General features: G+C 62.0%; 15 protein-coding genes. 12 read left to right on the plus strand and 3 right to left on the minus strand.

Annotated features, from left to right (window positions below; genetic code table 11):
* Nucleotides 1–49 precede the first annotated feature (49 nt).
* The gene (locus ACJ8PE_RS13215; protein WP_197760230.1) at nt 50–1,003 is read right to left on the minus strand and encodes an aldo/keto reductase; all 954 of its coding nucleotides are present in this window, start codon (nt 1,001–1,003) and stop codon (nt 50–52) included.
* A gap of 269 nt (nt 1,004–1,272) precedes the next feature.
* On the opposite strand from ACJ8PE_RS13215, the gene ACJ8PE_RS13220 reads away from it, so the two are divergent.
* Genes ACJ8PE_RS13220 through baeR form a run of 6 tightly spaced genes read left to right on the plus strand, consistent with a single transcriptional unit; the run spans nt 1,273 to nt 12,258 of the window.
* Nucleotides 1,273–2,526 (plus strand): MdtA/MuxA family multidrug efflux RND transporter periplasmic adaptor subunit, encoded by a 1,254-nt coding sequence (locus tag ACJ8PE_RS13220; protein WP_197793404.1) that lies wholly within the window; start codon nt 1,273–1,275, stop codon nt 2,524–2,526.
* Nucleotides 2,526–5,645: an MdtB/MuxB family multidrug efflux RND transporter permease subunit gene (locus ACJ8PE_RS13225; protein ID WP_033644058.1), complete on the plus strand. Its 3,120-nt coding sequence runs from the start codon at nt 2,526–2,528 to the stop codon at nt 5,643–5,645. The genes ACJ8PE_RS13220 and ACJ8PE_RS13225 overlap by 1 nt, the downstream gene beginning before the upstream one ends.
* Entirely contained in the window at nt 5,642–8,722 is a 3,081-nt protein-coding gene (mdtC, locus tag ACJ8PE_RS13230) for a multidrug efflux RND transporter permease subunit MdtC (RefSeq protein ID WP_197793403.1), read from the plus strand. Before ACJ8PE_RS13225 ends, mdtC begins: the two co-directional genes overlap by 4 nt.
* Before the next feature lie 10 nt (nt 8,723–8,732).
* Nucleotides 8,733–10,163, plus strand: a complete 1,431-nt coding sequence (gene mdtD / locus ACJ8PE_RS13235) for a multidrug transporter subunit MdtD (protein ID WP_042785191.1) — start codon at nt 8,733–8,735, stop codon at nt 10,161–10,163.
* Complete coding sequence (gene baeS, locus ACJ8PE_RS13240) at nt 10,160–11,542, plus strand: two-component system sensor histidine kinase BaeS (RefSeq protein ID WP_033644061.1); 1,383 nt, start codon at nt 10,160–10,162, stop codon at nt 11,540–11,542. The genes mdtD and baeS overlap by 4 nt, the downstream gene beginning before the upstream one ends.
* Nucleotides 11,542–12,258 (plus strand): two-component system response regulator BaeR, encoded by a 717-nt coding sequence (baeR, locus tag ACJ8PE_RS13245; protein ID WP_033644062.1) that lies wholly within the window; start codon nt 11,542–11,544, stop codon nt 12,256–12,258. Before baeS ends, baeR begins: the two co-directional genes overlap by 1 nt.
* Here baeR and ACJ8PE_RS13250 read toward each other — a convergent pair.
* Entirely contained in the window at nt 12,255–12,437 is a 183-nt protein-coding gene (locus ACJ8PE_RS13250) for a hypothetical protein (protein ID WP_046687632.1), read from the minus strand. The two genes, baeR and ACJ8PE_RS13250, sit on opposite strands and share 4 nt — an antisense overlap.
* A 285-nt stretch (nt 12,438–12,722) precedes the next feature.
* On the opposite strand from ACJ8PE_RS13250, the gene ACJ8PE_RS13255 reads away from it, so the two are divergent.
* Nucleotides 12,723–13,061 carry a YegP family protein gene (locus ACJ8PE_RS13255; protein WP_033644064.1) on the plus strand — a complete coding sequence of 113 codons (339 nt, stop codon included), beginning with the start codon at nt 12,723–12,725 and terminating at the stop codon, nt 13,059–13,061.
* Between the two features lie 178 nt (nt 13,062–13,239).
* Entirely contained in the window at nt 13,240–14,592 is a 1,353-nt protein-coding gene (trhP, locus tag ACJ8PE_RS13260; RefSeq protein WP_046897730.1) for a prephenate-dependent tRNA uridine(34) hydroxylase TrhP, read from the plus strand.
* 216 nt (nt 14,593–14,808) lie between these two features.
* Here the strand turns inward: trhP and ACJ8PE_RS13265 are convergent, their stop codons facing one another.
* On the minus strand, nt 14,809–15,030 hold the full coding sequence (locus tag ACJ8PE_RS13265) for a hypothetical protein (RefSeq protein ID WP_127897175.1): 222 nt from the start codon (nt 15,028–15,030) through the stop codon (nt 14,809–14,811).
* 29 nt (nt 15,031–15,059) lie between these two features.
* Between ACJ8PE_RS13265 and yegS the strand changes: the two genes are divergently transcribed.
* From yegS to srlE, 4 genes are all read left to right on the plus strand, one after another.
* Nucleotides 15,060–15,965, plus strand: coding sequence for a lipid kinase YegS (gene yegS / locus ACJ8PE_RS13270; protein ID WP_033644066.1), 906 nt, complete (start codon nt 15,060–15,062; stop codon nt 15,963–15,965).
* Between the two features lie 261 nt (nt 15,966–16,226).
* Nucleotides 16,227–17,276, plus strand: coding sequence for a class I fructose-bisphosphate aldolase (gene fbaB / locus ACJ8PE_RS13275; RefSeq protein ID WP_015378749.1), 1,050 nt, complete (start codon nt 16,227–16,229; stop codon nt 17,274–17,276).
* 236 nt (nt 17,277–17,512) lie between these two features.
* Complete coding sequence (gene srlA / locus ACJ8PE_RS13280) at nt 17,513–18,061, plus strand: PTS glucitol/sorbitol transporter subunit IIC (protein ID WP_197768731.1); 549 nt, start codon at nt 17,513–17,515, stop codon at nt 18,059–18,061.
* A 15-nt stretch (nt 18,062–18,076) separates the two neighbouring features.
* Nucleotides 18,077–19,054 (plus strand): PTS glucitol/sorbitol transporter subunit IIB, encoded by a 978-nt coding sequence (srlE, locus tag ACJ8PE_RS13285; RefSeq protein ID WP_197793400.1) that lies wholly within the window; start codon nt 18,077–18,079, stop codon nt 19,052–19,054.
* The last annotated feature ends 17 nt before the right edge of the window (nt 19,055–19,071 follow it).

Below are 19,071 nucleotides of genomic sequence, written 5' to 3' on the forward strand. Positions count from 1 at the left end.
AATGAGTCATATTGACCCCTTCAGCATAGAGCAAAATCGCCGGCGGCTCTTACTCGGCGCTGGCGTGGTTCAGCGTCTGAATGTCGTCCGCATCCAGCGTCAGACGCGTGGCGCTGACCAACTCATCCAGCTGCGACAACGAGGTGGCGCTGACGATCGGCGCGGTGATGCTCGGACGCGCGATCAGCCAGGCCAGCGAGACCTGCGCCGGAGAGACGCCGTGTTTGCCCGCCACCTGATCCAGCGCCGCCAGGATGCGGAAACCGCGCGGGTTCAGGTAGCGTTCGACGATGCGATCGCCGCGCTGACTTTTGCCCTCATCCGCTTTGCTGCGGTATTTGCCGGTCAGAAAGCCGCTGGCCAGTGCGAAGAAGTTGATCACCCCGAGGCCATGGCGCTGCGCCACCCCCTCCAGCTCAGCTTCATACTCTTCGCGCGCATACAGATTGTATTCCGGCTGCAGGGTTTCGTAGCGCGCCAATCCGTTGCTCTCGCTCACCCGCAGCGCTTCTTCCAGGCGATCCGCCTGATAGTTGGAGGCGCCGATCGCCCGCACCTTGCCGGCCTTAATCAACGCATCGAACGCCGCCAGCGTCTCTTCCAGCGGCGTATCGCGGTCATCGTCATGCGACTGATAAAGATCGATATAATCGGTTTGCAGGCGCCGCAGCGAATCTTCCACCGCCTGCTGAATATAGCGCGGCGACAGACCCTGTTTGCCTTCGCCCATCGGTTTGCCCACCTTGGTGGCGATGATCACCTGGTCGCGCTTGCCGCTCTTCTTCAGCCATTCGCCGATGACGGTTTCCGATTCGCCGCCCCGGTTGCCCGGCGCCCAGCTGGAATAAACGTCGGCGGTATCGATAAAGTTGAGCTGATTGTCCACCAGCGCATCCAGCAGGCTGAACGAGGTCGCTTGATCCGCCGTCCAACCGAACACATTGCCGCCAAAGGTCAACGCCGGCACCTGAATGCCTGAGCGGCCCAATTCTCTGTTGCTCATCACCTGCTCCTGTGGGAAAAGATTCGCGGGTTAATTATTAGCGCCAACCAGGATAGAACGCTAAAACGGATTGGCTATAAGCTGAAACAAATCACTTATAAACATAGCACGCTCAAATCACCCACTTATTAGGACAATGCTGACGGTTCCTCCATATTTCCTTCATTTTTATGCCGTCCCCGCTGGCTAAACTAGTATCCTGTAAGGAGTGTCATTTTTGTGGCAATGAGTGCCCGCACCCCTGCCTTTTGGAGAGAATTTTCGCCGCCATGAATGCAAAACCCCAACGCCGTTCCCTGATGCCGCGCCTGCTGGTTGCGGCCATCCTGGTCATCGCCGCCGTCTTCGCCTGGCGTTATTTTAACGCCGCTCAACCGCCGGCCGGCACGGCCCCGGGCGCGCAGCAGGCCGGCGGCAAAGCGGGGGCCGGTCGCGCGGCGGGCGGGCGGCTCGGCGCGCCGATGTCGCCGGTGCAGGCCGCGACGGCCACGCAACAGACGGTGCCGCGCTATCTTTCCGGCTTGGGCACCGCCACCGCCGCCAATACCGTCACCGTCACCAGCCGGGTCGACGGCCAACTGATGGCGATCCACTTTACCGAAGGCCAGCAGGTCAAAGCCGGCGATCTGCTGGCAGAAATCGATCCCCGGCCGTTCCAGGTGCAACTGACCCAGGCGCAGGGGCAGTTGGCGAAAGATCAGGCCACGCTGGCCAACGCCCGGCGCGATCTGGCGCGCTACCAGCAATTGGTGAAAACCAATCTGGTTTCCCGTCAAGAGCTGGATACGCAGGCCTCGCTGGTGCAGCAAACCGAAGGCGCCATCAAAGCCGATCAGGGCGCGGTCGACAGCGCCAAACTGCAGATCACCTACAGCCGCATCACTGCGCCAATCGACGGCCGCGTCGGGTTGAAACTGGTCGACGTCGGCAACTACGTCACCAGCGGCAGCACCACCGGTTTGGTGGTGATCACGCAGACGCACCCGATCGACGTGGTGTTCACGCTGCCCGAAGGCAACATCGCCGATCTGCTCAAGGCGCAAAAAGCCGGGCCGGTGAGCGTCGAAGCCTGGGATCGCACCAACCAGAACAAGCTGACGACCGGTTCGCTGCTGAGCCTGGACAACCAAATTGATACCGCCACCGGCACCATCAAGCTGAAAGCGCGCTTCGCCAACGAAGACGACGCGCTGTTCCCCAACCAGTTCGTCAACGCGCGGCTGCAGGTGGATACCCTGCACGATGCGGTGGTGATCCCGACCGCCGCGCTGCAGATGGGCAACGAAGGCAACTTCGTCTGGACGCTCAGCGAAGACAACAAGGTCAGCAAACACCGGGTCACCGCCGGCGTGCAGGACAGCCGGCAGGTGGTGATCAGCGCCGGCCTCAACGCCGGCGATCGGGTGGTGACCGACGGCATCGATCGCCTGACCGAAGGTATGCAGGTGGAAGTGCTGGCGCCGAACGACGCGCCTGCGGCGTCAAAAGCCAAGCGCGAACCTGACGTTCAGAGGAAGTCCTGATGCAGGTGATGCCACCGACCCGTGGCGGCGGCCCTTCCCGCCTGTTTATCCTGCGCCCGGTCGCCACCACCCTGCTGATGGTGGCGATACTGCTGGCGGGGATCATCGGCTATCGCGCGCTGCCGGTTTCCGCATTGCCGGAAGTGGACTACCCGACCATCCAGGTGGTGACGCTGTACCCCGGTGCCAGCCCGGACGTGGTCACCTCCGCCATTACCGCGCCGCTGGAACGCCAGTTCGGCCAGATGTCCGGCCTGAAGCAAATGGCGTCGCAAAGCTCCGGCGGCGCCTCGGTGGTGACGCTGCAATTCCAGCTGGCGCTGCCGCTCGACGTCGCGGAGCAGGAAGTGCAGGCGGCGATCAACGCCGCCACCAACCTGCTGCCGAACGATCTGCCCTACCCGCCGATTTACAGCAAGGTTAACCCGGCCGATCCGCCGATCCTGACGCTGGCCGTCACCTCCACCGCCATGCCGATGACGCAGGTGGAAGACATGGTGGAGACGCGCGTGGCGCAGAAAATCTCTCAGGTGACCGGCGTCGGCCTGGTGACCCTGGCCGGCGGCCAACGCCCGGCGGTGCGTGTAAAACTGAACGCCGCGGCGGTGGCCGCCTATGGCCTGAACAGCGAAACCATCCGCACCGCCATCAGCAACGCCAACGTCAACTCGGCGAAAGGTAGCCTGGACGGCCCGACCCGCTCGGTCACCCTGTCCGCCAACGACCAAATGAAATCCGCCGACGACTATCGCCAGCTGATCGTCGCCTATCAGAACGGCGCGGCGATCCGCCTGCAGGATATCGCCACCATCGAACAAGGGGCGGAAAATACCCGACTGGCGGCCTGGGCCAACCAGCAACAGGCGATCGTGCTGAACATTCAGCGCCAGCCCGGCGTCAACGTCATCACCACCGCCGACAGCATCCGCGAAATGCTGCCGACGCTGATTAAAAGCCTGCCCAAGTCGGTCGACGTCAAGGTGTTGACCGATCGCACCACCACCATCCGCGCCTCGGTCAGCGACGTGCAGTTCGAGCTGCTGCTGGCGATCGCGCTGGTGGTAATGGTGATCTACGTGTTCCTGCGCAACGTGCCGGCGACCATTATCCCCAGCGTGGCGGTGCCGCTGTCGCTGGTCGGCACCTTCGCCGCCATGTATTTCCTCGGCTTCTCCATCAATAACCTGACGCTGATGGCATTAACCATTGCCACCGGTTTCGTGGTGGATGACGCCATCGTGGTGATCGAGAACATCTCGCGCTACATCGAGAAAGGGGAAAAACCGCTCGACGCCGCGCTGAAAGGGGCCGGCGAGATCGGCTTCACCATCATCTCGCTGACCTTCTCGCTGGTGGCGGTACTGATCCCGCTGCTGTTCATGGGCGACATCGTCGGCCGCCTGTTCCGCGAGTTCGCCGTGACGCTGGCGGTGGCGATTTTGATCTCCGCCGTGGTATCGCTGACGCTGACGCCGATGATGTGCGCCCGCATGCTCAGCCACGAATCGCTGCGCAAGCAGAACCGCTTCTCCGCCGCCTCTGAGCGCTTTTTCGAGCGCGTGATCGCGCGATACGGCCAGTGGCTGAAAACGGTGCTTAACCACCCCTGGCTGACGCTCGGCGTGGCCGTGGGCACCCTGGCGCTGACGGTGTTGCTGTACCTGCTGATCCCGAAAGGCTTCTTCCCGGTGCAGGACAACGGCATCATTCAGGGCACGCTGGAGGCGCCGCAGAGCGTTTCGTTCAGCAATATGGCCGAGCGCCAGCAGCAGGTCGCGGCGCAGATCCTCAAAGATCCGGCGGTGGAAAGCCTGACCTCGTTCGTCGGCGTCGACGGCAGCAACGCCACGCTCAACAGCGGCCGGCTGCAGATCAACCTGAAGCCGCTGAGCGAACGCAGCGACCGCATTCCGGCGATCATCAGCCGGTTGCAGCAGCAAACGGCGCAGTTCCCCGGCGTGAAGCTGTACCTGCAGCCGGTGCAGGATCTGACCATCGATACCCAGGTCAGCCGCACCCAGTACCAGTTCACCCTGCAGGCGATGTCGCTGGACGATCTCAGCCTGTGGGTGCCGCAGCTGATGGATGAGCTGAAACAAACCCCGCAGCTGGCGGACGTCACCAGCGATTGGCAGGATCAGGGGCTGGTCGCCTACGTCAACGTCGATCGCGATTCGGCCTCGCGCCTCGGCGTCACCATGAGCGACGTGGACAATGCGTTGTACAACGCCTTCGGCCAACGCCTGATCTCCACCATCTACACCCAGGCCAATCAATACCGGGTGGTGCTGGAGCACGACGTCAGCGCGACGCCGGGGCTGGCGGCGCTCAATGAGATCCGTCTGAGCGGCAAGGACGGCGCCGTGGTGCCGCTGAGCGCCATCGCCAAAATCGAAGAACGGTTCGGCCCGCTGTCGGTCAACCACCTCGACCAATTCCCGTCGGCCACCGTCTCGTTCAACGTCGCCGCCGGCTACTCGCTCGGCGAAGCGGTAGACGCGGTCACCCAGGCGGAAAAAAATCTCGCCATGCCGAAAGACATCACCACCCAATTCCAGGGCGCGACGCTGGCCTTCCAGGCGGCGCTCGGCAGCACGCTGTGGCTGATTTTGGCGGCGGTGGTGGCGATGTATATCGTGCTGGGCGTGCTGTATGAAAGCTTCATTCATCCGGTGACCATCCTCTCCACCCTGCCGACCGCCGGGGTCGGCGCGCTGCTGGCGTTGATGCTGGCCGGCAGCGAACTGGACGTGATCGCCATCATCGGCATCATCCTGCTGATCGGCATCGTGAAGAAGAACGCCATCATGATGATCGACTTCGCGCTGGCGGCGGAACGCGAACAGGGCTTATCGCCGCGCGACGCCATTTATCAGGCCTGCCTGCTGCGTTTCCGGCCGATCCTGATGACCACGCTGGCGGCCTTGCTCGGCGCGCTGCCGCTGATGCTGAGCACCGGCGTCGGCGCGGAGCTGCGGCATCCGCTGGGCGTCTGTATGGTCGGCGGCCTGATCATGAGCCAGATCCTGACGCTGTTCACCACGCCGGTGATCTACCTGCTGTTTGACAAACTGGCGCGCAACACGCATCGCCAGCCGGATACGCAGGAGCTGCCGTGAAATTCTTCGCCCTGTTCATTCACCGGCCGGTGGCCACCACCCTGCTGACGCTGGCCATCGCCATCAGCGGCGCGATCGGTTTTCGCCTGCTGCCGGTGTCGCCGCTGCCGCAGGTGGATTTTCCGGTGATTTCGATCAGCGCGTCGCTGCCGGGCGCCTCGCCGGAAACCATGGCCTCCTCGGTGGCGACGCCGCTGGAGCGCGCGCTGGGCCGCATCGCCGGGGTCAATGAAATGACCTCGATGAGCTCGCTCGGCAGCACCCGGGTGATTTTGCAGTTCGATCTCAGCCGCGACATCAACGGCGCCGCGCGCGACGTGCAGGCGGCGATTAACGCCGCGCAAAGCCTGTTGCCGACCGGCATGCCGAGCCGCCCCAGCTATCGCAAGGTCAACCCTTCCGACGCGCCGATCATGATCCTGACGCTGACGTCGGACACCTACAGCCAGGGGCAGCTTTACGACTTCGCGTCCACCCAGCTGGCGCAGAAGATCAGCCAGACCGAAGGCGTCGGCGACGTTTCCGTGGGCGGCAGCTCGCTGCCGGCGGTGCGGGTAGAGTTGAACCCTTCGGCACTGTTCAATCAGGGCGTTTCGCTGGATGCCGTGCGGCAGGCCATCAGCAACGCCAACGTGCGCCGCCCGCAGGGCGCCGTCGAAAACCCGCAGCAACGTTGGCAAATCCAGGCCAACGACGCGCTGAAAACCGCCGACGCCTACCGCCCGCTGATCGTTCATTACAACAACGGTTCGGCGGTGCGGCTCGGCGACGTGGCCGAGGTCAAAGATTCGGTGCAGGACGTGCGCAACGCCGGGATGACCGACGCCAAGCCGGCGATCGTTCTGGCCATCAGCCGCGCGCCGGACGCCAACATCATCGAAACCGTCGATCGCATTCGCGCCGAGCTGCCCGCGCTGCAGGAAAACATTCCGGCCTCGATTCAACTCAACGTCGCGCAGGATCGCTCGCCGACCATTCGCGCGTCGCTGGCCGAGGTGGAACAGTCGCTGGCGATCGCCATCGGGCTGGTGATCCTGGTGGTGTTCATCTTCCTGCGCTCCGGCCGCGCCACGCTGATCCCGGCGGTCGCCGTGCCGGTGTCGCTGATCGGCTCGTTCGCCGCCATGTACCTGTGCGGCTTCAGCCTCAACAACCTGTCGCTGATGGCGCTGACCATCGCCACCGGCTTTGTGGTGGACGACGCCATCGTGGTGCTGGAAAACATTTCCCGCCACGTCGAGGCCGGCATGAAACCGATCAATGCCGCGCTGCTGGGCGCGCGGGAGGTCGGTTTCACCGTGCTGTCGATGAGCGTTTCGCTGGTGGCGGTGTTTATCCCGCTGCTGCTGATGGCGGGCCTGCCCGGCCGGCTGTTCCGCGAATTCGCCGTCACCCTGTCGGTGTCGATCGGGCTGTCGCTGATCGTCTCGCTGACGCTCACGCCGATGATGTGCGCCTATCTGCTGCGCCACCAGCCGGCGCGTTCGCAGCGGCGCGCGCGCGGCTTCGGCAAAATGCTGCTGGCGCTGCAGCAGGGATACGGACGCTCGCTGAACTGGGTGCTTGGCCACTCGCGCTGGGTGCTGGCGGTGTTCCTCGCCACCATTGCGCTCAACGTCTGGCTGTATATCAGCATCCCGAAAACCTTCTTCCCCGAACAGGATACCGGCCGCCTGATGGGCTTTATCCAGGCCGATCAGAGCATCTCGTTCCAGGCGATGCGCGGCAAACTGGAAGATTTCATGAAAATCGTGCGCGAAGATCCGGACGTGGAAAACGTCACCGGCTTTACCGGCGGCTCGCGCACCAACAGCGGCTCGATGTTCATCTCACTGAAACCGCTGTCGGTACGCAGCGACGACGCGCAGAAAGTGATCGCCCGCCTGCGCGCTCGCCTGGCCAAAGAACCGGGCGCCAGCCTGTTCTTGATGGCGGTGCAGGATATCCGCGTCGGCGGCCGCCAGGCCAACGCCAGCTACCAATATACGCTGCTGGCGGATGACCTCGCCGCGCTGCGCGACTGGGAACCGAAGATCCGCGCCGCGCTGGCGGCATTGCCCGAGCTGGCGGACGTCAACTCGGATCAGCAGGATAAAGGCTCGGAGATGGATCTGGTCTACGATCGCGAGACCATGGCGCGCCTCGGCATTTCGGTGTCCGACGCCAACAACCTGTTGAACAACGCCTTCGGCCAGCGACAGATTTCGACCATCTATCAACCGCTCAACCAATACAAGGTGGTGATGGAAGTGGCGCCGCCTTACACTCAGGACGTCAGCTCGCTGGACAAGATGTTCATCATCAACAACGAGGGCAAGGCGATACCGCTCTCTTACTTCGCCAGTTGGCGACCGGCCAACGCGCCGCTGTCGGTCAACCATCAGGGGCTGTCCGCCGCCTCGACCGTCTCCTTTAACCTGCCGGACGGCGGCAGCCTGTCGGACGCCACCGCCGCTGTCGAACGCACCATGACTCAGCTCGGCGTGCCGTCCACGGTGCGCGGCGCCTTCGCCGGCACCGCCCAGGTGTTCCAGGACACCCTGAAGTCGCAGCTGATCCTGATCCTGGCGGCGATCGCCACGGTGTATATCGTGCTCGGCGTGCTGTACGAGAGCTATATCCATCCGCTGACCATCCTCTCCACCCTGCCTTCCGCGGGCGTGGGGGCGCTGTTGGCGCTCGAGCTGTTCGGCGCGCCGTTCAGCCTGATCGCGCTGATCGGCATCATGCTGTTGATCGGCATCGTGAAGAAAAACGCCATCATGATGGTCGACTTCGCGCTCGAGGCGCAGCGCAACGGCGGCATCAGCGCCCGCGAGGCGATTTTCCAGGCCAGCCTGCTGCGCTTCCGGCCGATCCTGATGACCACGCTGGCGGCGCTGTTCGGCGCGCTGCCGCTGGTGTTGACCAGCGGCGACGGTGCGGAGCTGCGCCAGCCGCTCGGCATCACCATCGCCGGCGGTCTGGTGATGAGCCAGCTGCTGACGCTGTACACCACGCCGGTGGTCTATCTTTACTTCGACCGGCTGCAGGCGAAGTTCCGCCGCAACAAGCAGCTGACCCCGCTGCCGCACTAATGGCCGACCGATGCTGATGAAACACACCGCCACGGTACGCTGGCAACTCTGGATAGTGGCGTTCGGCTTCTTTATGCAGACGCTGGATACCACTATCGTCAATACCGCCCTGCCCTCGATGGCCGCCAGCCTGGGGGAGAACCCGCTGCGCATGCAGTCGGTGATCGTCGCCTATGTGCTGACGGTGGCGGTGACGCTGCCGGCCAGCGGCTGGCTGGCGGACAAGGTCGGCGTACAGCGGGTGTTTTTCAGCGCCATTGTGCTGTTTACCCTCGGCTCCTTCCTCTGCGCCCGCTCGGCAACCCTGAACGAGCTGATCGCCTCGCGCGTGCTTCAGGGCATCGGCGGCGCGATGATGGTGCCGGTCGGCCGCCTGACGGTGATGAAGATCGTGCCGCGCGAGCAGTACATGGCGGCGATGACCTTCGTGACGCTGCCGGGCCAGATCGGCCCGCTGATGGGGCCGGCGCTGGGCGGACTTCTGGTGCAATACGCCAGCTGGCACTGGATTTTCCTGATCAATATTCCGGTGGGCATCGTGGGTGCCATCGCCACGCTGCTGCTGATGCCCAACTACCAAATGCAGACCCGCCGTTTCGATCTCAGCGGCTTTTTCCTGCTGGCGATCGGCATGGCGTCGCTGACGCTGGCGCTCGACGGCCACAAAGGCATGGGCCTGACCGGCGGCGCCATCGCCGGCCTGGTGGCGCTGGGCGCGGCGGCGTTGTTGGGGTATGTTTGGCATGCCTACGGCAATAGCCGCGCCCTGTTCTCGCTGCGGCTGCTGCGCACCCCGACCTACAAGATCGGGCTGCTGGCCAGTCTGCTGGGGCGCATCGGCAGCGGCATGCTGCCGTTCATGACACCGCTGTTTCTGCAGGTGGGCATGGGCTTCACGCCGTTCCACGCCGGGCTGATGATGATCCCGATGATCATCGGCAGCATGGGCATGAAGCGCATCGTGGTGCAGGTGGTCAACCGCTTCGGCTACCGCAACGTGCTGGTGGCCGCCACGCTGCTGCTGGCGCTGGTCAGCCTGAGTTTCCTGCTGGCGGCGATGCTCGGCTGGCTGTGGCTGCTGCCGGTGATACTGTTCTTCCAGGGGATGGTCAACGCATTGCGCTTCTCGGCGATGAATACCCTGACGCTGAAAGACCTGCCGGACCGCCTGGCCAGCAGCGGCAACAGCCTGTTGTCGATGGTCATGCAGCTGTCGATGAGCCTCGGCGTCAGCGTCGCCGGCATCTTGATCGGCAGCTTCGCCCATCACCAGGCGGTGGCCGACAGCCCGGCCATCCACAGCGCATTTATTTACAGCTACTGCTGTATGGCGTTGATTATCGCCCTGCCCGCGCTGGCCTTCGCGCGCGTGCCGGCGGATAGCGCGCCTAACCGCACGCTGGCCAAAGAGCCGGGCACCGGCTCAACGAGGTTGCAATGAAGATAGGCATTACCGGGAAGCTGTTCCTGGCCATTTTCGCCACCTGCATGCTGGTGTTGATCACCATGCATTGGGGGGTGCGCGTCAGCTTTGAGCGCGGTTTTATCGACTACATCAAGAGCAGTAACGAGCAGCGCATCAACATGCTGAGCGAAGCGCTGGAGGAGCAGTACAGCCATCATGGCAACTGGATATTCCTGCGCAACAACGATCAGGTGGTCTACCAAATCATGCGTTCGTTCGAGCAGAACAGCGACAGCAGCCACAACCTGCCGCCCAAAGGCTGGCGCACCCAGTTTTGGGTGGTGGACAGCCAGTTCAATCGGCTGGTCGGGCATTCCGGCCCGTTGCCGAAAGAGGGGCCGCGCCACCCGATCCGCTACAACAACGAGATCGTCGGTTGGGTGCTCACTACCCCGGTCGAACGCCTGACGCGCAATACCGACATCAACTTCGATCGCCAGCAGCGCCGCACCAGCTGGATCATCGTCGCGCTCTCCACCCTGCTGGCGGCGGCGGTGACCTGGCTGCTGTCGCGCGGCATGCTGGCCCCGGTTAAACGCCTGGTGGCGGGCACCCATCGATTGGCCGCGGGCGACTTCACCGCCCGCGTGGCGGTCAGCAGCCAGGATGAGCTGGGCAGGCTGGCGCACGACTTCAACCAGTTGGCCACCTCGCTGGAGAAAAATGAACAGATGCGCCGCGCCTTTATGGCCGACGTGTCGCACGAACTGCGCACGCCGCTGGCGGTGCTGCGCGGCGAGCTGGAGGCGCTGCAGGACGGCGTACGCCAGCCGACGCCCGCGTCGCTCAGCTCGCTGCAGGCCGAGGTGTCTACCCTGACCAAACTGGTCGACGATCTGCACCAGCTTTCGCTCTCCGATCTCGGCGCGCTGGCCTATCGCAAATCGTCGGTGGACTGCGTGCATCTGCTGCAGATCGCCGTCGCCGCCTTTCGCGAGCGCTTTCGCGCCAAAGGGCTGGAGATCGTCACCCATCTGCCGCCCCAGGCGCCGCTGTTCGGCGATCCCGATCGCCTGAATCAGCTGTTCAATAATCTGTTGGAAAACAGCCTGCGCTACACCGATGCCGGCGGCCGGCTGGAAATCAGCGCCGAGCTGCAGCCGGGGCGGCTGTCCCTCTGCTGGCAGGACAGCGCGCCAGGCATCAGCGATCAGCAACTGACGCGCATTTTCGAACGTTTCTACCGGGCGGAAGGCTCGCGCAACCGCGCCAGCGGCGGTTCCGGATTGGGGCTGGCGATCTGCCACAACATCGTGGAAGCACACGACGGGAAAATCCGCGCCGAGCATTCGCCTTTAGGCGGCGTGCGCATTACAGTAGAATTTGCTACCCCGATAAAAAATAAGGCGCCCTGATGGACATTCAGAATCAACCCGTGCAGATCATGATTGTTGAAGATGAGCCCAAGCTGGGCCAGCTGCTGGTGGATTATCTGCAGGCGGCGGGCTACGCCACCCGTTGGCTGACCAACGGCAACGAAGTGGTGCCGACCGTGCACCAGCATCCGCCGGCGCTGATCTTGCTCGATCTGATGCTGCCGGGCGCCGATGGGCTGACGGTGTGCCGCGAGCTGCGCCGCTTCAGCGACGTACCGATCGTGATGGTGACGGCGAAAATCGAAGAGATTGACCGCCTGCTGGGGCTGGAGATCGGCGCCGACGATTACATCTGCAAACCCTACAGCCCGCGCGAGGTGGTGGCGCGGGTGAAAACCATCCTGCGCCGCAGCTATCGGCCGCAGGAGAATGCGCGGGAAGATGACCTGCTGCACATCGATGAACCGCGTTTCCAGGCCAGCTATCAGGGGCAGTTGCTGGATCTGACGCCGGCGGAGTTCCGCCTGCTGAAAACGTTGGCCAGCCAGCCGGGCAACGTGTTTTCGCGCGAGCAGCTGCTGAACAACCTGTATGACGACTATCGGGTGGTCACCGACCGCACCATCGACAGCCACATCAAAAACCTGCGCCGCAAGCTGGAGCTGATCGACGGGCAAAAATCCTTTATCCGCTCGGTATACGGCGTCGGTTACCGCTGGGAAGCCGAACCCTGCCGGCTGGTGAATGGGGTTTAGGGGAGAGAATCGACCGCGTTCCACCAAGGCGCGCGGTCAGCCACACCCTGTTGTCGCTCATCCGACAGCAGGAAGTCGTGTGGTAGGGCTGTGTTAGCGATCATTCTCAACAGAGGCTCCCAATCTTTATCGCTGCCCTCGCTTTTATCATTTCCTACTGACCGTTCGATTTTTTCCATCCTTGGCGCTCCTGTGCAAAATTTGCCCTATTTTATCTCTGCGAGGTGAACCCGCCAAGATGAAATCGCGAGTGTTCCACGGCTTAGACGTCCCAAATACTGCACTGCGCAATCACCGCCCCTCCCTTAGCTTCCCGTGCGGCGCCGGGCTTCTCGGGCGAAAACTCCGCGCCGGCGCAAAAAAATTGCGCATTTTTTCGACTAAGCTGCTGTGAGGTTTAGCCACCGATTTTCAAGCGATTGGCTACACTTACATCACGAATCGGAACCTACAGGAGAAGAACCATGGCAATCGGTCATTACGAGCTGAAAAAAGCAAAGAACGGACAGTACCACTTCAACCTGAAAGCCAGTAACGGCGAGATCATTCTGGCCAGCGAGATGTACGCCAGCAAAGCGTCGGCGGAGAACGGCATCGCCTCGGTGCAGACCAATTCGCCGCATGAAGCGCAGTTTGAACTGAAGCACAGCACCAGCAACCAGCCCTACTTTGTGCTGAAGGCCAAGAACCATCAGGTGATCGGCGTCAGCGAAATGTACAGCTCCGAAAGCGCAGCCAAAAACGGTATCCAGTCGGTGATTAAAAACGGCCCGACCACCGATATTCGCGATTTGAGCGCCTGATCCCCCGTTTCGCCCGCGCGGTGGCCGCCATCGCGCGTTTTCCGTTTGACCGGGATCAATCTCCCTTGAATAAATCCGGTTAACTGCTGATTTTTTGCCGCGCCGCGGCTACAATCCCCCGCTTTTACTGCGCCATCAGGTGGCGTGGTGCTGACCTGAAATCAGACCGAGACACACTATGTTTACACCGGAACTTCTCTCCCCGGCCGGAACGCTGAAAAACATGCGTTACGCCTTCGCCTACGGCGCCGATGCGGTTTACGCCGGCCAGCCGCGCTACAGCCTGCGGGTGCGCAACAACGAGTTCAACCACGAGAATCTGGCGCAGGGCATCAACGAAGCGCACGCGCTGGGTAAAAAATTCTACGTGGTGGTCAACATCGCCCCGCACAACGCCAAGCTGAAAACCTTCCTGCGCGATCTGAAACCAGTAGTCGATATGGGCCCGGATGCGCTGATCATGTCCGATCCTGGCCTGATCATGATGGTGCGCGAAGCCTTCCCGCAGATGGACATCCACCTGTCGGTGCAGGCCAACGCCGTTAACTGGGCGACGGTGAAGTTCTGGAAACAAATGGGCCTGACCCGCGTGATCCTGTCGCGCGAGCTGTCGCTGGAAGAGATCGCCGAGATCCGCGCCGAAGTGCCGGACATGGAGCTGGAGATCTTCGTCCACGGCGCGCTGTGCATGGCCTACTCCGGCCGCTGCCTGCTGTCCGGCTACATCAACAAGCGCGATCCCAACCAGGGAACCTGCACCAACGCCTGCCGTTGGCAGTACAAGGCGGAAGAAGGCAAAGAGGACGACACCGGCAATATCGTGCACCTGCACGAGCCGATCCCGGTGCAGACCGTCGAGCCGACGCTGGGCATCGGCGCGCCGACCGACAAGGTATTCATGCTGTCTGAGGCGCAAAAACCAGGCGAATATATGAGCGCCTTCGAGGACGAACACGGCACCTACATCATGAACTCCAAGGATCTGCGCGCCATCCAGCACGTAGAGCGTCTGACGCAGCTCGGCGTGCATTCGTTGAAGATCGAAGGGCGCACCAAGTCCTTTTACTACTGCGCGCGCACCGCCCAGGTCTACCGCCGCGCCATCGACGACGCCGTTGCCGGCAAACCGTTCGATCCGACCCTGCTCACCACGCTGGAAGGCCTGGCGCACCGCGGCTATACCGAAGGCTTCCTGCGCCGCCACGTGCACGAAGCGCAGCAGAACTACGAATACGGCTCTTCGCTCTCCGAGCGCCAGCAGTTCGTCGGCGAGTTCACCGGCGTGCGCCGCGAAGGCTGGGCGGAAGTCGACGTGAAGAATAAATTCTCACTCGGCGACAGCGTCGAGATGATGACGCCGGGCGGCAACGTGCTGTTCACCCTCGAAAGCATGCAAAATAAGAAAGGCGAGCCGATTGAGGTCGCGCCGGGCAACGGCCATATCGTTTATTTGCCGATCCCGCAGGATATCGATCTCAATTATGCTTTGCTGATCCGCAATTTGGCGGAAGAAAATAGCGCCGGAGCCTAACAATGAATCGCCGTCATTCGGCGGCGATTTTTAGCAAATATTAGAATTGGATCACATCAATGTGCCCGCAGCTTGGTTACTATCACGCTGCTTAAAACGAACAACGAAAATATTTGCATAGCAATACTAGGAACCACCTCCTTAGCCGGCCCAATCTCCCTTGGGCTGGCTTTTTCTTTATGGGCCCGCCATTACCGCCGGCGCGCCTATTTCTCATTACGTTTTCCCGTTATCCATTTTAATAAAAATAATAACGCCACATCGATATATAAATAACGCTATAGCGATTAATCCTGCCGCCATTAAAATTGCGCTTATTGTCAGGTTAAATTCAGATAAATTCGCATCGTCTTCATATTCACGGCGCAATGGGAAATAACCGGAATTAGCTGAATATTCTGATGGCTTGGCGGCCTGGGCTGGTTTATCTTGAGGCATTATTGGTTTTCCGCCGGAGGAGCTCGGCAATGCCTCAACACTCACATGCACCAGCACTGCTTATCATCAACGGCAAGGGCGCCGGCAACGAAGAGCTGCGCCAGGCCGTCAACCGGCTGCGCGAAGAGCAAATAACGCTGCACGTGCGCGTCACCTGGGAACACGGCGACGCCGCGCGCTACGTCGCGGAAGCCGCTCGGCTCGGCGTCGGCACCGTCGTCGCCGGCGGCGGTGACGGCACCATTAACGAAGTGGCCGCCGCGCTGGCGCAACTGCCGGCGCAAGGTCGGCCAGCGCTGGGCATTTTGCCGCTCGGCACCGCCAACGACTTCGCCATGGCCTGCAACATTCCCCTCTCGCCCGAGCAGGCGCTGCAGCTGGCGATCAAGGGCCGCTCGGTGCCTATCGATTTGGCCAAGGTCAACGGCGAGCGCTACTTCATCAACATGGCCACCGGCGGCTTCGGCACCCGTATCACCACTGAAACGCCGGAGAAGCTGAAGGCGGCGTTGGGCGGCGTGTCCTACTTCGTTCACGGCTTGCTGCGCATGGATACGCTGCAGGCCGACCGCTGTGAAATCCGCGGGCCGGACTTCCGCTGGGCCGGCGAAGCGCTGGTGATCGGCATCGGCAACGGCAAACAGGCCGGCGGCGGCCAGGAACTGTGCCCCAACGCGCTGATTAACGACGGGCAGTTGCAGCTGCGCCTGTTAATCGCCGATGAACTGCTGCCGGCGCTGGTGGCCGCCCTGTTCAACGACGAAGAGAGCAACAGCATCCTCAGCGCCGCGCTGCCGTGGCTGGAGATCGACGCGCCGCATGAGATGACCTTCAACCTCGACGGCGAGCCGCTCAAAGGCCGCCATTTCCGCATCGAAGTGGTGCCGCAGGCCATCGAATGCCGCCTGCCGCCGAACTGCGCCCTGCTGGGCTAATCCGGCTCTGCGCCCGCTCGCCGCTCGGAACGCCAAGGCAGGCGAGATCGAACAATCAAGCACTTAACGCGCCGGGGGCGATCGCCCCCGCGTATTTGGCCACGCCAATGGCATTTCCTCTCAATCGCATCTATTGTTTGTCCTTGCCGGATCAAGTTCGGTAGCATCGCTTTACAGCTTCAATCACCGCTTTTTTACTACGCCGGTGGTCAAAAACCCTTGCATTGCCGGTGTATGAAGAAGCTTAATCGGGAGTGAATCATGACTGATATTGTGCAGTTGCTAGGAAAGGAAGCGGAAGATCTGCTGCAACACCGCTGTACCACTATCCCCGCCGAGAATCTCTACCTGCCGGGCGCCGACTTCGTCGACCGCGTAATGATCGATAACAACCGCCCCAACAGCGTGCTGCGTTCGATGCAAACCCTGTTCAACCACGGCCGCCTGGGCGGCACCGGTTACCTGTCGATCCTGCCGGTCGATCAGGGCATCGAGCACTCCGCCGCCGCCTCGTTCGCCGCCAATCCGCTGTATTTCGATCCGAAGAACATCGTCGAGCTGGCGATTGAAGCCGGCTGTAACTGCGTCGCCTCCACCTACGGCGTGCTGGCGTCGGTATCGCGCCGCTATGCGCATAAAATTCCGTTCCTGGTCAAACTCAACCACAACGAAACGCTGAGCTACCCGACCCAGTACGACCAGACCCTGTACGCCAGCGTCGAGCAGGCGTTCAACATGGGCGCAGTGGCGGTTGGCGCCACCATTTACTTCGGCTCCGAGCAGTCGCGCCGCCAGATCGAAGAGATCTCTATCGCCTTTGAGCGCGCGCATGAGCTGGGCATGGTCACGGTGCTGTGGGCCTATCTGCGCAACCCGGCGTTCAACAAGGACGGCGTGGACTACCACTCCAGCGCCGATCTGACCGGCCAGGCCAACCACATCGCCGCCACCATCGGCGCCGACATCGTCAAACAGAAAATGGCCGAAAACAACGGCGGTTACCGCGCGGTGAAATTCGGCTATACCGACGATCGCGTCTACACCAAGCTGACCACCGATCACCCGATCGATCTGGTGCGCTACCAGCTGGCCAACTGCTACATGGGCCGCGCCGGGCTGATCAACTCCGGCGGCGCCGCCGGTGAGAACGATCTGCAGGAATCGGTGCGCACCGCGGTGATCAACAAACGCGCCGGCGGCATGGGCCTGATCCTGGGGCGCAAGGCGTTCAAGAAATCGATGAAAGACGGCGTGGCGCTGATCAACGCCGTGCAAGACGCCTATCTGGACAAGAAGGTCACCATCGCCTGATGTGACAGACCGCCTGTCACAAAGCCCGGTTCGCCGGGCTTTTTTGTGCCCGTTATCCCGCCTCTCGCGCCGTTCACCTTCTCTTTCTTTCACTTTAAACTTTCAAAATAAAATATTTATCTTTCAAATTGTGATCTATTTAAAACAAATAGCCCAACAAAGTGACTACTGTAAGGCCCATGGCGACAGAGCCGCCGTTCGCTCCAGGCCATATCAGTCCATTACAGGAGAACATAATGATTGAGCTAATCACCCACGGCGCCGAGTGGTTTATCGGCCTGTTTCAGAAAGGCGGTGAAGTGTTTGTCGGCATGGTGACCGGCATTTTGCCTTTGTTGATCAGCCTGTTGGTTATCATGAACGCGCTGATCAAATTTGTTGGCCAGGAACGTATCGAACGATTGGCGCAGCGCTGCGCGGGCAACCCCATCTCGCGTTATCTGCTGCTGCCGCTGATCGGCACCTTTGTCTTCTGCAACCCGATGACCCTCAGCCTGGGGCGCTTCATGCCGGAGAAATACAAGCCGAGCTACTACGCGGCGGCCTCCTACAGCTGCCACTCGATGAACGGCCTGTTTCCGCACATCAACCCCGGCGAACTGTTCGTTTACCTCGGCATCGCCAGCGGCCTGACCACCCTCGGCCTGCCGCTCGGCCCGTTGGCGGTGAGCTATTTCCTGGTGGGGCTGTTCACCAACTTCTTCCGCGGCTGGGTCACCGATCTCACCACCAGTCTGTTCGAACGCAAGATGGGCATCCGTCTGGATCGCCAGGTGCAACTTTAATTCGTGGAGTGCAGCATGAGTGCTTATATCCGTATTGAAAAAGGCGCCAGCGGCTGGGGCGGCCCCCTGGAACTGCCGATAGAACCCGGCAAAAAAGTGGTGTACATCACCGCCGGCACCCGGCCTTCCATCGTCGATCGCCTCAGCGAATTGACCGGTTGGCCCGCCGTCGACGGTTTCAAAGAGGGCGAGCCGCCGGCGGAAGAGATCGGCGTGGCGGTGATCGACTGCGGCGGCACCCTGCGCTGCGGCCTGTACCCGAAACGCCGCATTCCGACGGTCAACATCCACGCCACCGGCCAGTCCGGCCCGCTGGCGCAGTTTATCCTCGAAGACATCTATGTCTCCGGCGTGCGCGACCACAACATCAGCCGAATCGACACGACGGAGAACCCACCCGCCGCCGTTGCCGCGCCGCCCAAGGCGCGCGACTACGACACCAGCAAGAAGATCACCGAACAAAGCGACGGGCTGCTGGCGAAGGTTGGCATGGGCATGGGATCGGTGGTGGCGGTGTTCTTCCAGGCTGGGCGCGACACTATCGACACCGTGCTGAAGACCATTCTGCCGTTTATGGCGTTCGTCTCGGCCTTGATCGGCATCATCATGGCCTCCGGCCTCGGGGACTTTATCGCTCACGGCCTGACGCCGCTGGCCAACAGCCCGATCGGCCTGGTGACGCTGGCGCTGATCTGCTCGTTCCCACTGCTGTCGCCGTTCCTCGGCCCCGGCGCGGTCATCGCCCAGGTGATCGGCGTGCTGGTCGGGGTGCAGATCGGCCTCGGCCATATTCCGCCGCAGCTGGCGCTGCCCGCGCTGTTCGCCATCAACGCGCAGGCAGCCTGTGACTTCATTCCGGTCGGCCTGTCGCTGGCGGAAGCCAAACAGGACACCGTACGGGTCGGCGTGCCTTCAGTGCTGGTTGGCCGCTTTCTGACCGGCGCGCCGACGGTGTTGATCGCCTGGGCCGCCTCGGCCTTTATTTATCAATAGCATAATTTCCAGGGAGA

The sequence above is a fragment of the Serratia sp. CY74737 genome, from assembly GCF_052166775.1.
GTDB lineage: Bacteria > Pseudomonadota > Gammaproteobacteria > Enterobacterales > Enterobacteriaceae > Serratia > Serratia ureilytica.

Coding starts and splice junctions, on each gene's coding strand:
- ACJ8PE_RS13220 (WP_197793404.1), top strand. CDS start 1,273: ATGAATGCAAAACCCCAACGCCGTTCCCTGATGCCGCGCCTGCTGGTT.
- fbaB (WP_015378749.1), top strand. CDS start 16,227: ATGACTGATATTGTGCAGTTGCTAGGAAAGGAAGCGGAAGATCTGCTG.
- trhP (WP_046897730.1), top strand. CDS start 13,240: ATGTTTACACCGGAACTTCTCTCCCCGGCCGGAACGCTGAAAAACATG.
- baeR (WP_033644062.1), top strand. CDS start 11,542: ATGGACATTCAGAATCAACCCGTGCAGATCATGATTGTTGAAGATGAG.
- ACJ8PE_RS13225 (WP_033644058.1), top strand. CDS start 2,526: ATGCAGGTGATGCCACCGACCCGTGGCGGCGGCCCTTCCCGCCTGTTT.
- yegS (WP_033644066.1), top strand. CDS start 15,060: ATGCCTCAACACTCACATGCACCAGCACTGCTTATCATCAACGGCAAG.
- ACJ8PE_RS13215 (WP_197760230.1), bottom strand. CDS start 1,003: ATGAGCAACAGAGAATTGGGCCGCTCAGGCATTCAGGTGCCGGCGTTG.
- ACJ8PE_RS13255 (WP_033644064.1), top strand. CDS start 12,723: ATGGCAATCGGTCATTACGAGCTGAAAAAAGCAAAGAACGGACAGTAC.
- ACJ8PE_RS13250 (WP_046687632.1), bottom strand. CDS start 12,437: ATGGAAAAAATCGAACGGTCAGTAGGAAATGATAAAAGCGAGGGCAGC.
- baeS (WP_033644061.1), top strand. CDS start 10,160: ATGAAGATAGGCATTACCGGGAAGCTGTTCCTGGCCATTTTCGCCACC.
- srlA (WP_197768731.1), top strand. CDS start 17,513: ATGATTGAGCTAATCACCCACGGCGCCGAGTGGTTTATCGGCCTGTTT.
- srlE (WP_197793400.1), top strand. CDS start 18,077: ATGAGTGCTTATATCCGTATTGAAAAAGGCGCCAGCGGCTGGGGCGGC.
- mdtD (WP_042785191.1), top strand. CDS start 8,733: ATGCTGATGAAACACACCGCCACGGTACGCTGGCAACTCTGGATAGTG.
- ACJ8PE_RS13265 (WP_127897175.1), bottom strand. CDS start 15,030: ATGCCTCAAGATAAACCAGCCCAGGCCGCCAAGCCATCAGAATATTCA.